The 14,259-nt window shown below is 38.3% G+C and carries 12 protein-coding genes and 1 pseudogene; all 13 read left to right on the top strand.

Annotation, left to right across the window (positions count from 1 at the left end):
- The first annotated feature begins 81 nt into the window (after positions 1 to 81).
- The 13 genes and pseudogenes from miaB (at position 82) to ACIQZA_RS02035 (ending at position 14,040) form a co-directional block, all read left to right on the top strand.
- Complete coding sequence (gene miaB, locus ACIQZA_RS01975; RefSeq protein WP_400934447.1) at positions 82 to 1,626, top strand: tRNA (N6-isopentenyl adenosine(37)-C2)-methylthiotransferase MiaB; 1,545 nt, start codon at positions 82 to 84, stop codon at positions 1,624 to 1,626.
- Entirely contained in the window at positions 1,627 to 2,064 is a 438-nt protein-coding gene (locus ACIQZA_RS01980; protein WP_142507381.1) for a YlbF/YmcA family competence regulator, read from the top strand.
- A 403-nt stretch (positions 2,065 to 2,467) separates the two neighbouring features.
- On the top strand, positions 2,468 to 3,082 hold the full coding sequence (gene cotE / locus ACIQZA_RS01985; RefSeq protein ID WP_400934449.1) for an outer spore coat protein CotE: 615 nt from the start codon (positions 2,468 to 2,470) through the stop codon (positions 3,080 to 3,082).
- A gap of 120 nt (positions 3,083 to 3,202) precedes the next feature.
- Positions 3,203 to 5,782, top strand: a complete 2,580-nt coding sequence (mutS, locus tag ACIQZA_RS01990) for a DNA mismatch repair protein MutS (RefSeq protein ID WP_402880013.1) — start codon at positions 3,203 to 3,205, stop codon at positions 5,780 to 5,782.
- A gap of 14 nt (positions 5,783 to 5,796) precedes the next feature.
- Positions 5,797 to 7,662: a DNA mismatch repair endonuclease MutL gene (gene mutL, locus ACIQZA_RS01995; RefSeq protein WP_400934451.1), complete on the top strand. Its 1,866-nt coding sequence runs from the start codon at positions 5,797 to 5,799 to the stop codon at positions 7,660 to 7,662.
- 373 nt (positions 7,663 to 8,035) lie between these two features.
- Positions 8,036 to 9,682: a glycerol-3-phosphate dehydrogenase/oxidase gene (locus ACIQZA_RS02000; protein ID WP_400934452.1), complete on the top strand. Its 1,647-nt coding sequence runs from the start codon at positions 8,036 to 8,038 to the stop codon at positions 9,680 to 9,682.
- 3 nt (positions 9,683 to 9,685) lie between these two features.
- Positions 9,686 to 10,600, top strand: a complete 915-nt coding sequence (locus ACIQZA_RS02005) for an alpha/beta fold hydrolase (protein ID WP_400934453.1) — start codon at positions 9,686 to 9,688, stop codon at positions 10,598 to 10,600.
- Positions 10,587 to 11,492, top strand: coding sequence for a tRNA (adenosine(37)-N6)-dimethylallyltransferase MiaA (gene miaA, locus ACIQZA_RS02010; protein WP_402880010.1), 906 nt, complete (start codon positions 10,587 to 10,589; stop codon positions 11,490 to 11,492). Before ACIQZA_RS02005 ends, miaA begins: the two co-directional genes overlap by 14 nt.
- An 87-nt stretch (positions 11,493 to 11,579) precedes the next feature.
- On the top strand, positions 11,580 to 11,810 hold the full coding sequence (gene hfq / locus ACIQZA_RS02015) for an RNA chaperone Hfq (protein ID WP_049668557.1): 231 nt from the start codon (positions 11,580 to 11,582) through the stop codon (positions 11,808 to 11,810).
- Between the two features lie 99 nt (positions 11,811 to 11,909).
- Positions 11,910 to 12,212: a rhodanese-like domain-containing protein gene (locus ACIQZA_RS02020; protein WP_142507375.1), complete on the top strand. Its 303-nt coding sequence runs from the start codon at positions 11,910 to 11,912 to the stop codon at positions 12,210 to 12,212.
- 372 nt (positions 12,213 to 12,584) lie between these two features.
- Positions 12,585 to 13,077, top strand: a pseudogene (locus ACIQZA_RS02025) (DUF6584 family protein).
- 148 nt (positions 13,078 to 13,225) lie between these two features.
- On the top strand, positions 13,226 to 13,702 hold the full coding sequence (locus tag ACIQZA_RS02030; RefSeq protein WP_400934455.1) for an SMI1/KNR4 family protein: 477 nt from the start codon (positions 13,226 to 13,228) through the stop codon (positions 13,700 to 13,702).
- Between the two features lie 113 nt (positions 13,703 to 13,815).
- Positions 13,816 to 14,040 carry a hypothetical protein gene (locus ACIQZA_RS02035; RefSeq protein WP_400934456.1) on the top strand — a complete coding sequence of 75 codons (225 nt, stop codon included), beginning with the start codon at positions 13,816 to 13,818 and terminating at the stop codon, positions 14,038 to 14,040.
- The last annotated feature ends 219 nt before the right edge of the window (positions 14,041 to 14,259 follow it).

Raw genomic sequence — 14,259 nt, forward strand, 5'->3', positions numbered from 1 at the left:
GGATGTTGCAATTATTCAGTATAATAGTAAAATGGGAATTCAAATGTATGGAATTCGTTTGAAAGGAGTTACCTGATTGCAATGAATGAAGAACAACGCTTAGCAAATCAACAAGTCAATCAACCAAAAAAAGAAGACAAGCCTGAAAAGGATTATAGTAAATATTTTGAAACGGTCTTTACGGCACCTTCATTAAAAGATGCTAAAAAACGTGGGAAAGAAGAAGTTAAGTACCATAAGGACTTTAACATTGCAAAAGAGTTTGCAGGTATGGGTACGGGGCGTACTTTTTATATTCGTACGTATGGCTGCCAAATGAACGAGCATGATACGGAAGTGATGGCTGGGATTTTTATGCAGCTAGGTTATACGCCTACAGATGTGATTGATGAAGCTGATGTGGTGCTACTGAATACGTGTGCTATCCGTGAAAATGCAGAAAACAAAGTATTTGGAGAACTGGGCTTCCTACTAAAATATAAACGTAAAAATCCAGAGATGCTTATTGGGGTTTGTGGCTGTATGTCACAGGAAGAATCCGTTGTAAATAAAATTTTAAGAAGTTATCCACATGTCGATATGGTGTTTGGTACACATAATATTCACCGTTTACCGAACATTTTAAAAGAAGCATATATGTCTAAGGAAATGGTCATTGAGGTTTGGTCCAAAGAAGGCGATGTTATTGAGAATCTGCCGAAAAAACGTCTTGGCTCCATCAAAGCTTGGGTAAATATTATGTACGGCTGTGATAAATTCTGTACGTATTGTATTGTACCTTATACACGTGGTAAGGAGCGTAGTCGCCGTCCAGACGAAATCATTGCTGAAGTTCGTGAATTAGCGGCTGCTGGCTATAAAGAAATTATGCTACTAGGGCAAAATGTCAACGCTTACGGCAAGGATTTTGAGGATATTGAATATCGACTTGGTGATTTAATGGATGAATTACGAAAAATTGATATTCCACGCATTCGTTTTACAACGAGTCATCCACGTGACTTCGATGATCATTTAATCGAAGTTCTTGCAAAACGTGGTAACTTAGTTGAACATATTCATTTACCAGTACAATCTGGTTCAAATGATGTGCTAAAAATTATGGCGCGTAAGTATACACGTGAGCATTTCCTTGGATTAGTAGCGAAAATTAAAGCGGCTATTCCGGAAGTAACACTAACGACTGATATTATCGTAGGCTATCCTAATGAAACAGAGGAGCAATTTGAGGAAACATTATCCTTGTACCGTGAAGTAGGCTTTGAAATGGCCTTTACTTATATTTATTCTCCTCGCGAGGGTACACCTGCTGCAAAAATGGTGGATAATGTACCTGAAGAAGTGAAAAAAGAACGTCTTCTACGATTAAATGAAGTTGTAGGGGAATACTCTCGAAAAGCATTAGAGGGCTTGAAGGGTGAATTAGTAGAAGTCTTAGTCGAAGGTACAAGTAAAAAACGCGAAGATGTATTAGCTGGCTATACGCGTAAAAATCGTCTTGTAAACTTTAAAGCGCCAGCAGATTTAATTGGTCAATTAGTGAAGGTAAAAATAGTTGAGGCTACTTCTTATTCACTAAGTGGTGAATTCGTAGAAGTAGTAAAAAATGAAAAGGTGGAAGCGTAAATGTCACAAGTATTATATACAAAAGATGATTTAATCAAGAAGTCACACGAAATTGCGCATATGATTGCCAATACGCAAGAAGTTGAATTTTTCAAAAAAGCCGAAGCACAAATTAATGAAAATCAATTTGTACGTGAGCGTATTGCCAGCCTAAAAAGCCTACAGAAGCAAGCTGTTAACTTCCAACACTTAGGAAAAGAAAAAGCGCTTAAATTAATTGAAGATAAAATCGAAAAAATTGAAGAAGAAATCAACTCAATCCCAGTGGTTCAACAATTTAAAGAATCTCAAATTGATGTAAATGATTTATTGCAATTAGTTTCAAACACAATTGCTAACAATGTTACAAATGAGATTGTTCGCTCAACTGATGGAGATTTACTTCGTGGAGAAACTGGCTCATACGTAGCCAATACAACACCAGGCAGCTGCTCATAAAAATAATAAAAGTAATAGCTCGAATGCAAGCATTCGGGCTATTTTTATATGTTTAACTTCTTTCAGTGGGTGTCCAAACATCCGTACCTGTAGTACGCTTTCGGGACAAAAGACATCTTCTGAAATAGAGGAACTCAGTTTAAGAACGCCACGTTCATTGGTATTACCGAAATGACCGACATTGTGTAGACCCTGATGCAGGACTAAGTACAAAGCCGATTCCGGACGCGTTGCAAATGTTCTTTGAAACGAAAGCAAAGCGACAGCGGCAATTATGCCGAGGCATAATTGCATAATACTCTTGGAAATTAGCGCATTTCAGACAACATAGTATGAAAAAGTCAGTAATTCGATTCTATAAAAATATATGTTCACCCAATAGGCGCTACCTGCATATGATGGAGTGAAAAGAATCAAAGGAGGAATTGCGCTGAAACGTTTACGACAAATCGTGACGAGAGCAGTAGTTGCCAAAGGGAAGAAAAGAACGGAAGACCGTGTAACATTAAGTCCATCGAATAAACCGACGAGTATTCTCGGTTGCTGGGTTATCAATCATACTTGCTCCGCGAAAAAAGTCGGTAAATTTGTAGAAGTATCGGGGAAATTTGATGTCAATGTATGGTATGCCTATAGTAGTCATTCGAAAACAGCAGTGTTTTCTGAAACGGTACACTATAAAGACAAAGTGAAGCTTTCTTTTAGAGAAGGCGAAGTGAGTGCTGGTGATGATGTTCGTGTACGTGTTATTCAAGAGCCAAACTGCATAGAGGCAATTATCTCTCCATGTGGTACGAAGTTTGAAATCGTAGTAGAACGTGAAGTAGTTGTAGAGGTAATGGGAGAAACGACGATTTGCATTAGTGTACATCCACTAGATTTCGAAGAGGAATGGAGTTTTGATGAGAGCTCCTCATCGTCTTCATCTAGCTCCAGTTCCAGCTCATCGTCTAGCTCCAGTGAAGAAGGCAGGTATGTTTTAGAGTCCTCATCGTTTCCTGATGAAAGACAAAGATAATACTAAACATTCTATACATGCGAAGCGCTAGCATCTTAAAAAAAGGTGAATTAAGCGTTTCGCATGTATCTTTTGTTATAATAAAAATATCTAAATGGTTAGAGCGAGGGAATTTTTAAAATGACAACATATACACCAATGATGCAACAGTATTTGCAGGTAAAGGAAGATTACAAGGATGCCTTTTTATTTTTTAGATTAGGCGACTTTTACGAGATGTTTTTTGAGGACGCTATTAATGCCTCTCAACTTTTAGAAATTACATTAACGAGCCGAGATGCGGGTGCAAAAGAGCGTATTCCAATGTGTGGCGTTCCACATCATTCGGCAAAAAATTATATTGAAACTCTTGTGCAAAAGGGCTATAAGGTTGCTGTTTGTGAGCAAACAGAAGATCCGAAGCAAGCAAAGGGTGTAGTAAAACGTGAAGTTGTTCAGCTTATTACACCAGGAACGATCATGGAAGGTAAGTCGCTTGATGGTAAAACCAATCATTTTATTGGTGCTGCGGAGCAATTTGACGATATGACATTTGGCTACGCTTATTTAGATTTATCTACAGGTGAAGCAGTAGCCTCCTCGATTGAGGGCGACGGTAAGGCACTTTTATTGCAAATGCAGGCATACGGTATTCGTGAATTAATTGTAACGGAAAGTTTGCAGCTTCTATTAGCAGAGTATGCAGTAAACGCGGGTATCGTCCTTTCTATTGGAACAGATGAAATGACAATGGCTAAAGCCGCACATTATTTAGATGCGGTGCCAAATGATTTACAAATTGCTTGCCTTCGTTTGCTCGCTTATATCGATAAAACACAAATGCGTTCATTATCACATATTCAAGCATTTACTTACAATGAAATGAAAAATTATTTACGTATTGACTCTAGCTCTAAGCGTAATTTAGAGCTTATTCAATCTATTCGCGGTGGCGATCAAAAGGGCACACTTTTATGGTTGTTAGATGATACAGTGACAGCAATGGGGGGACGCAAGTTAAAGCAATGGTTACACCAACCTCTTGCTTCACGCGCTGCCATTGAAGAAAGACTAGCATACGTCACTGATTTATTAGAGGAATACTTTGTAAGAACAGAGCTACAAGCCTCTTTAAAACAAGTATATGATTTAGAGCGTTTAGCTGGACGTGTAGCTTTTGGTAATGTTGGTGGACGAGATTTAGCGCAGCTACGTGATTCATTGCGTCAAGTACCTGCCATTCAGCAGCAATTACTTGATACCGATAAAGAAACATTGCAAAAGCTAGGCGCGGCGCTTGATACGTGTGCAGATGTAGAGGCACTATTAGCGCGTGCTATTACAGACAATCCACCAATTACAATTAAAGAGGGTGACGTCATTCGCGATGACTATGATGCACGCTTAGATGAATTACGCTATGCTTCTCGTAATGGGAAGGATTGGATTGCACAGCTAGAGCAAGAGGAACGGACGAAAACGGGCATTAAAAACTTAAAAATCGGCTACAATCGAATTTTCGGCTACTATATTGAAATTACGAAGTCTAATATCCATTTAGCAGATTTAACACGTTATGAACGTAAGCAAACTTTGGCCAATGCCGAGCGTTATATTACACAAGAGCTTAAAGAAAAAGAAGCATTAATTTTAAATGCTGAGGAAGAGAGTTTAACGTTAGAGTATAACTTATTTGTGAAAATACGTGATGAATTGAAGGCGTTTATTCCACGTGTCCAAGCGTTAGCAGCGAGCATTAGTGAGCTAGATGTGCTATTAAGCTTCGCAAGTGTTTCAGAGAAATATCGTTTTACGAAGCCGGAGTTTCATGGCGGACGTTCGCTAGAAATTATTGAAGGACGCCATCCGGTTGTTGAAAAGATGCTTAATAAGCAAATGTATGTACCAAACGATTGTGTACTTGAGGAAAATAACAATATGATGCTTATTACAGGTCCGAATATGTCCGGTAAAAGTACGTATATGCGTCAAGTTGCACTAATTGTTGTCATGGCGCAAATGGGCTGTTATGTGCCTGCTGAAAAAGCTAGATTACCAATTACAGATCAGATCTTTACACGCATCGGTGCAGCGGATGATTTAGCTGCGGGACAATCAACATTTATGGTGGAGATGCTAGAATCTCAGCATGCCATTACGCATGCTACAAAAAATAGTTTAATGCTGTTTGATGAAATTGGTCGTGGGACCTCTACTTATGATGGTATGAGCCTTGCCCAATCTATGATGGAATACATCCATGACAAAATTGGGGCAAATACACTGTTTTCAACTCACTATCATGAATTAACGGCACTCGAAAAGGAGCTTCCTCGACTGCAAAATGTACACGTATCTGCTACTGAAAAAAATGGCACGGTTGTCTTTTTGCATAAGGTGAAAAAGGGTGCTGCCGATAAATCTTACGGAATTCATGTAGCACAGCTTGCACAATTGCCAGAGGAAATTTTAACAAGAGCACAAGTATTGCTTGAAAACTTCGAGGCCGGAAACGAAGCTGAAAACAAAGTAGCCGTGGTACAGGAAGTTATTGAAAAGCCAGTGCAAATGTCACTATTTACGGAGGGAGAACCAATCTCTCCGGCAGAGTCAGAAGTGCTTAAAAACCTAGAAAAAGTAAATATTCTGGGCACTTCACCAATGCAAGCGATGAATATTTTATACGAATTACAGCAGCAACTAGTAAACGCAAAAAAGTAAAGGAGTGATACGCTATGGGAAAAATACAAATTATGGACGAGTGGCTGTCCAATAAAATCGCGGCAGGGGAAGTAGTTGAGAGACCGGCCTCTGTAGTTAAAGAGCTTGTTGAAAATGCCATTGATGCAGGAAGTACGTCCATTGATGTTTTTTTACTAGAAGCGGGCCTCACTTCAATTCAACTAATTGATAATGGTAGTGGTATGGATGAAGAGGATGCATTAATATCATTCTCTCGCCATGCGACTAGTAAAATTCATCAAGAACACGATTTATTTCGTATTCGTACCCTCGGGTTCCGTGGTGAGGCCTTAGCTTCCATTGCATCGGTGTCAAAAATGACGCTTATTACATCTAATGGTGAATCAGGAACGTATTTAGAGCTTGAGGGTGGGCATATTGCTACACATAAACCTGGCCCTTTGCGCAAGGGAACAGATATTACAGTGGCACAGCTATTTTTCAATACACCTGCTCGATTAAAATATATGAAAACAATACAGACCGAACTTGGGCATACAATTGATCTGATGAACCGTCTTGCACTCGGAAATCCACAAATTGCGTTTAGATTATTGCATAACGGTCAGCAGTTGTTACAAACAAATGGACGAGGTGACGTACAACAAGTATTAGCTGCCATTTACGGTGTGCATAATGCGAAAAAAATGGTGTCATTCAATGGAGAATCACATGATTATAAAATTTCTGGCTTCGTATCACTACCTGAGGTGACTCGAGCTTCGAAAAACTATATGTCTTTGTTTGTAAATGGTCGCTGGGTGAAGCATTATTTGGTACAAAAAGCGATTGTCGACGCCTATCATACGTATTTGCCAATTGAACGTTTTCCGATTGTCGCGCTCTATATAGAGGGTGATCCTTATTTAACGGATGTCAATGTTCATCCTGCCAAACACCAAATACGTTTAAGTAAGGAGCCTGAGCTTCTTAAGCTAATTGAAGAAACAATACGAGAGAAAATCCGCAATGTTATTCGGGTACCGCTAATGGAAAAGAAGGAAAAAGTGGTAAAGCCTGCGACGGAGCAGTTAAATATTTGGAAACCAGCACCAAAGCTTAATGTGGAGAAAATGAATGCTATTGTAGAAAAACTTTATGATGTGCAAACAGTGCAGGAATCGAACACAATAGATCCTATAGTGCCACAACCTGAATCCGTTCCTACTGCCATTGAAGATAGCTGGCAACCGACAGCAGTGATGGAGAATCCTCCTGAAGAAGTGAAGCTAGAGGAGCTAGTGGAAATACTAGAGGATGATCCTGCTAAAGAACCGTTCCCTGCGCTTGAGGTGGTAGGGCAAATTCACGGCACGTATATTGTTGCACAAATGGAGGATGGCTTTTATTTAATTGATCAGCATGCTGCTCAGGAGCGTATTAAATATGAATTTTTCCGTGAAAAGGTCGGTCAGGTGAACCCAAATGAGCGTCAAGCTTTATTGCTTCCATTGACCTTCCATTATGCTGCTGACGAAGCTCTTATACTAAGAGAAAATAGTCAGGAGTTAGAAGCTGTTGGCGTATTTTTAGAGGAATTTGGACAGGCTTCATTTGTAGTGAGGGAGCATCCTAGCTGGTTCCCTAAGGGAGAAGAACAAGAAATTATTGAGAACTTAATTGAACAGGTACTGACAACTAAAAAGGCGGACGTCAAAAAATTACGTGAGGCGGCAGCGATTATGATGAGCTGCAAAAAGTCGATAAAGGCCAATCATTATTTAACGAAAGAGCAAATGGATACGTTACTGCTAGATTTACGCAATGCCGACAATCCATTTACTTGTCCACACGGACGTCCAGTGTTGATACATTTTACAACGTATGAAGTGGAAAAAATGTTTAAACGGGTAATGTAGATGTAACGCCTAGAACAACAGTTCACATTTGTTAAAATGTATGCCATTTATATAAGTTGATTGGAGTGGAGACTGGGCGACTCCTTGGGGATTAGCGATATAGAGGAACGAAGGCTAAAAGCATCACGTCCTGTGATAACGCCTTCGTGACCAACATCCTGTTGGCCCGAGACCCTGCAGCGAAGCGAAGCGGCTCATCGGACGCCCCCAGGAAAGCGCACAGTCGGAACGGAAATCAACCACACGTTATGGTGATGAGCTATACAAATGATATTAGAATTTCTATGTTTAAAGTTATTGCTAGTTATACAGGCTTGCATACGCAGTAGAGGTTACACGTATTTTTAAATTATAGCTAATGGGGGAAAAAGTTATGTTTTCATTTGAACATCGTCCTAAAATTATGCAGTTTTTAGAGCAATATAGCTTTGACGTTTTAGTCATTGGTGGCGGCATTACTGGTGCTGGCATTGCACTTGATGCAGCATCTAGAGGGCTATCAGTCGCTTTGATTGAGAAGCAGGATTTTTCTGCTGGCACATCAAGCCGTTCAACAAAGCTTATTCATGGTGGACTTCGTTATTTAAAGCAACTTGAAGTAGGTGTAGTAGCTGAGGTTGGGCGTGAGCGTGAAATTGTATATGACAATGCTGTCCACGTGACAACACCTGAAAAGATGCTACTACCATTATATAAGAAGGGCTCTCTTGGACCATTTACAACATCAATGGCACTGAAGGTATATGATCGATTAGCAGGTGTTAAAAAGCATGAACGTAGAACAATGTTAAACGCTCAGGAAACGGCAGCGCTAGAGCCTTTACTCAATCGAGATGAGCTTATTGGTGGTGGCTACTACGTAGAATATCGTACAGATGATGCCCGTCTGACAATTGAAGTGCTGAAAAAAGCTGTTGAATATGGGGCGCTTTGTCTAAATTATGCGGAGATGACAGAATTTTTATATGAGAAGAAAAAGCTTGTTGGGGCACAAGTGAAGGATCATGTTACAGGGAAAACGATTGAAGTACATGCTGCGCAAATTGTTAATGCAACTGGACCTTGGGTGGACGAGGTTCGCCAAAAAGATAAAGTAGCAGACAAAAAGCAATTACGTCTCACAAAAGGAGTCCATATTGTCCTTGATCAAAAGGATTTTCCATTACGACAAGCAGTCTACTTTGATATAGTGGATGGGCGTATGGCCTTTGCTATTCCACGTGATGGTAAAGCCTATGTAGGGACAACAGATACAGTTTACGAGGGAGACCCTGTACATCCCGTCGCTACCCAAGAGGATGTTGATTATTTAATCGCTGCTGCAAAAACCGTCTTTCCAACGGCAAATATTTCAAGAGATACGATTGAATCGTCATGGGCAGGTGTGCGTCCACTTATTTTTGAAAAAGGCAAGGATCCATCGGAAATTTCACGCAAAGATGAGATATGGACGGCTCCGAGTGGACTAATGACGATTGCGGGTGGCAAACTAACGGGCTACCGTCAAATGGCAGAGACAATCGTTGATAAAATTGTGAAAACACATAAATATAAGCATGCAAGTCCATGTGTAACACGCGAGTTATCACTTTCTGGTGCAAAAGGCATTAATGCCATTAATTTCACTGATTATTGTACTTATAAAGCTAAAGAGGGCGTTCAGTATGGTCTAAATTATGATGAAGCAAAACAGCTTGTACAAAAATATGGCACGAATGTTGATGCATTATATAACCAGGTGAAATATTTGCATGAACATGGAAGTTCGATGCCCTTAGCCTTACATGCCATACTACTTTATGGTATAGAAGCGGAAATGGTGTACACACCAAGTGATTTCTTTATCCGTCGAACAGGCTTATTATACTTCGATATTGATGCGGTAAAACGTTATAAACAGCAGGTCATTCAAGTTATGCAACAACATTTTAACTATACAGAGTCACAAAGAAATACTTATGTCGCACAACTAGAGCAAGCTATTGTAGATGCAACAAATTTTGCGGAGGAAGGAGTGTAGGCAATGCGTTATATTGAAATGTCAGATGGCCATTTTTTGTTTACTCGGACATTAAAGCCATCGAAGCCATGTATTGGTCATATTCATATTTTACATGGTATGGCGGAGCATAGTGGACGTTATGTTAAATTTGCAAATAGCCTAAATGAAGCTGGATATGCAGTGACAATGCATGATCATCGAGGGCATGGAGAAACAGCAGCCTATAATGGCACACTAGGTTTTTTCGCTGAAGAAAATGGGTTCGATCGCGTCGTGGAGGATGTACATGAAGTAGTAACAATATTGCATGAACAATTTACAGATGCACCTTTGATTTTATTTGGTCATAGTATGGGATCATTCATTACTAGAAGATATATTCAATTGTACAGCGATCAAGTGGATAATGTCATTCTTTGTGGAACAGGAAACGTTACAACATTGCATACGATGGGAAATTTAGTAGCAAAAATATTGGCCAAACAACTTGGTAAAGATACGGAGAGCAAGTTATTAAATAAGCTGAGCTTTGGTAGTTTTAATAAACAGTTCCCGAATTCAAAGACTGCGTATGACTGGTTATGTTCAGCGGAAGACGAGGTACAAAAATATATAGATGATCCGTATTGCGGCTTTATTCCAACAAACCAATTTTTTGTAGATTTAACAACAGGTTTTATGTCGTTAAATCGTAAAAAAGAGATAGCAAAAACAAAAAAAGACTTACCTATATTATTAATAAGTGGTAGTAAGGATCCGGTCGGAGAACAAAGCCAAGGTGTTTACGTTGTAGCACAACAATTGGCAGAAGCGGGCATACAGGATGTCACGGTTTACTTATTTGAGGATAAGCGCCATGAAATCCTAAACGAGGACAATCAAGAGGCAGTCTATCAAGTTTTATTACGGTGGTTAGAAAAATATGATACAAGATAAACTACAGCAGGCAGAGGTCGTAGCAATCGTAGGGCCAACTGCTTCTGGGAAAACGGCACTAAGCATTGAGTTAGCAAAAAAATATAATGGCGAAATCATCAACGGTGACTCCATGCAAATCTATCGAGGATTAGATATTGGGACAGCGAAAATTACGGAGGAAGAGATGGAGGGTGTACCCCATCATTTACTAAGCTTCAAAGAGCCAACAGAGTCTTTTTCAGTAGCAGACTATCAAAAATTAGTGCGAGCTAAAATTGCAGAAATTCAAGCGTGCGGTAAGCTACCGATTATTGTAGGGGGCTCAGGTTTATATGTGCAGGCAGTACTCTATGATTTTCAATTTACAGAGGAGCAGGTAGATGAGGTGGCACGAAAAGCCTATTATGCAGAACTGGAGAAATTAGGTCCAGAGGCAATGCATGCTAAGCTTAAAAAACTTGATCCACAAACAGCAGAGACGATTCATCCAAATAATACTCGCCGTGTTATACGTGCGTTAGAGATGATTGAGCTTAGTGGCGTTTCAAAGGCATCCGAAGCACAAAATCGTGGAGAAGTCCCACTTTACAATCATGTGATAATAGGGCTTGGGCAAAATATGTCACGTGAGGTGCTCTATGATTGTATTAACCGCCGTGTTGATATAATGATGGAAAAAGGACTTTTAGAAGAAGTAAAAGGCCTATGGCAGCAAAATATACGAGGTGTACAGTCAATCCAAGCAATCGGCTACAAAGAACTATATGATTTCCTTGATGGAAGATGTTCTTTAGAAGAAGCCATTGACAGCTTAAAGCAAAATTCTCGCCGCTATGCGAAAAGACAGCTAACATACTTCCGCAACAAAATGGATGTATATTTTGTTAATAATGGCGAAAACTTTAATTAATTCCTAAAAATTACTAATTGCTAAATTGGTAGAACATGCTACTATAGGAATGAAGAGGTAGAAAGAGAGCATAGGGAGGCATATTTGATGAAATCAATTAACTTGCAAGATACATTCTTAAACCATCTACGTAAAAATAATGTTTTTGTAACTGTGTTTTTGTTAAACGGATTTCAGTTAAAAGGAACTGTGAAATCCTATGATAATTTTACAGTTTTATTACTAGATGCTGAAAGCAAGCAACATCTTATTTACAAACACGCTATTTCTACATTTGTTCCAGCAAAGCAAGTAGATTTTTTAGAAACAGAAGAATAGAAACATGAGAGTAAAACAGTTAGTGTTCATGACACTAGCTGTTTTTTTGCCCACAGGCTATAATGTAAGAGGAAATCGACATATTGGAGGACTACACAGATGAAAACTATGGAAACAACAGAAATATTAGGACTATTAGATGCGAACGAAGATCTATACATTATTGATGTTCGTGAAGATGATGAAGTAGCACAAGGCATGATTCCCGGTGCGCAGCACATTGCTCTTGGGACAATCCCAGAGCGTTTAGGTGAATTAGATGCTACTAAGCCATACATTATCGTTTGCAAGGCAGGCGGTCGTTCAGCAAATGCTTGTGCATACCTAGAAGCTCAAGGCTTTGACGTAACAAACCTTGAAGGCGGCATGCTTGCTTATGATGGAGAGTTAGAATTTAAATAATGGTCGATTAAACTTCGAACGCATTATCAAGACTTAAATTGTAAAAATCATAAAATATAAAGGGTGATACATATTAGTCATATATAATATGTATCACCCTTTTACTTCTTGCTCAGTAATTGCACCTGATTTGGATATTTATGTTAATATCGATGGTTATCTTGTGAAAAATTTTACAGTTTAGTTGATGAGGAAAAAATTACATATATAATAAGGCCATACATTGTTAAGATTTGATAGGCCAAGTATTCTAAGGAAAGAAATTAGAGTGGGAACGTTTCGCCAACAAGTGGAGACGTTTTTTACTAACCATGCAGTATACTATCGAAAAATAATAAGAGTAAAGAATTAGGACATAAGAGGGTGTTTTTTATTGAAAAGAAAATTTCAAAGACTTTAAAACGAATAGAAGAGGATATTAAATGATGATTTAGGGAAAGCAAGGGATAGATTACACGGGTTAATAGCAACCTTTCCTAATGAATTAGAACTCCGTAAAAAGTTGGGAGACATTTATTTTGAGTTAAAATATCCTGCAATGGCTGGTCGATACTGGTATTTAGAAAAGAATAAGACTCCAAAAATGGTACATGCGTGTATTGAATTTGAAAGCTCTATGGGAAATGACATTAATAATATAGCAAGAGCTTTAAAGTATAAAGGTGATATTGAACTTTTAAAAGGACTGGATTTAGACCCAGCACTTTTATCTATCAATAAAGTAAAAGAAAAATTAGTAGAGGAACCAGATGCTTCAATAGAGGGTGAACATAACTGGATTATTTTTGGTTGTCTTTCAATCATAATTTTAATATTTATTTTTGCATTGGTTGGAGTTTATACATTTTTTAAATGGATATTTTAAATCAAAAATTTTTTTCATTAGAGGATAATGGAAAGAAATTTTTTACTAACGAGATGCAATAGCTGGCTGTATGTGAATGTATAAGGTACATAGAAATAGCGTTAGTTCAAGAGGTGAATATTCCCAATTGTATGGAGGAGTCACGTTGGTGAATGAAGTAATTACAAATGCTAAAGAAATGATTCAAAGGTCTGGAACATCCACTAGGATAGCCACAGTTAGAGAAATAAATGACCTAAATGAAAAACTAGATATTAAACTTCCAGAGTGGTTGATAGAACTAATGACTACGGTAGAAGTGTGTGATAGTAAATTGGTAGTTCCTCTAGATGAAGAAGCTGAATTGCGAATAGAATTCTTGAATCCAGAGAGTATTAGTAAAGAATGTTTATTATATGTTCCAGGATGCGCAGTACATAAAAACGGTTATATTTGTATCGGGTTAGAAATAGGTATTGGAAATCCATACGCAATAAATATACATGAAGGAAATAATCCTCCTGTCTATTTATTAGATCATGAATACGGTGAAGAGACTGAAACGATAATTGAAAATAAACTAACTGTTGTAAAAAAATTATCCGACCTTTTCCTAGTTGCGACTATAAAAAAGGAAAATTGTTGAATAGCACTTTTAAGACTTGATTTACACTTAAAAAATTTAGATAGGAAAACACCTGAATAAATACGATAACTTTTAAGTGTTTTAAAATTATGAGGTGACGAGTGAGGATAGGTGTGGAGAGATACATCAAGAAATATATACAGGGTTTTTTATTTGCAATTATGTTACCAATTTATGATGCATTATGGAAGCTTTCCTGGAATGATGGGGAGTGGAAACATTGGTTAGCGATGGCATTAATATTACCAGTCGTTGTTTATTCTTTTTATGATGCCGGTAAAGAATTCATGAAAGTTCGAACTTTTTCAAAAGAAAGTGTTTTAATGTATGTTTTTTAGGGTTGGGAAGTATTTCGTTTATTGTGGTGGGGAATATCGTAGGCTTGTTTAACTTTTAGTAAAATATGATTAATAACATATACAAACCTAAGGGGGTGCGTTAATTAAAGATCATTGAGTGGCATACGCAGCTCTTTATTCTTTTTTGAATAGATAAAGCTCAAATAATTAGTAATACCCAATTAAGCAGTTATACCGTTTTCCCTGGTTTTACGTTCC

The sequence above is a fragment of the Lysinibacillus sp. NPDC096382 genome (genome assembly GCF_044762845.1).
Classification (GTDB): domain Bacteria; phylum Bacillota; class Bacilli; order Bacillales_A; family Planococcaceae; genus Lysinibacillus.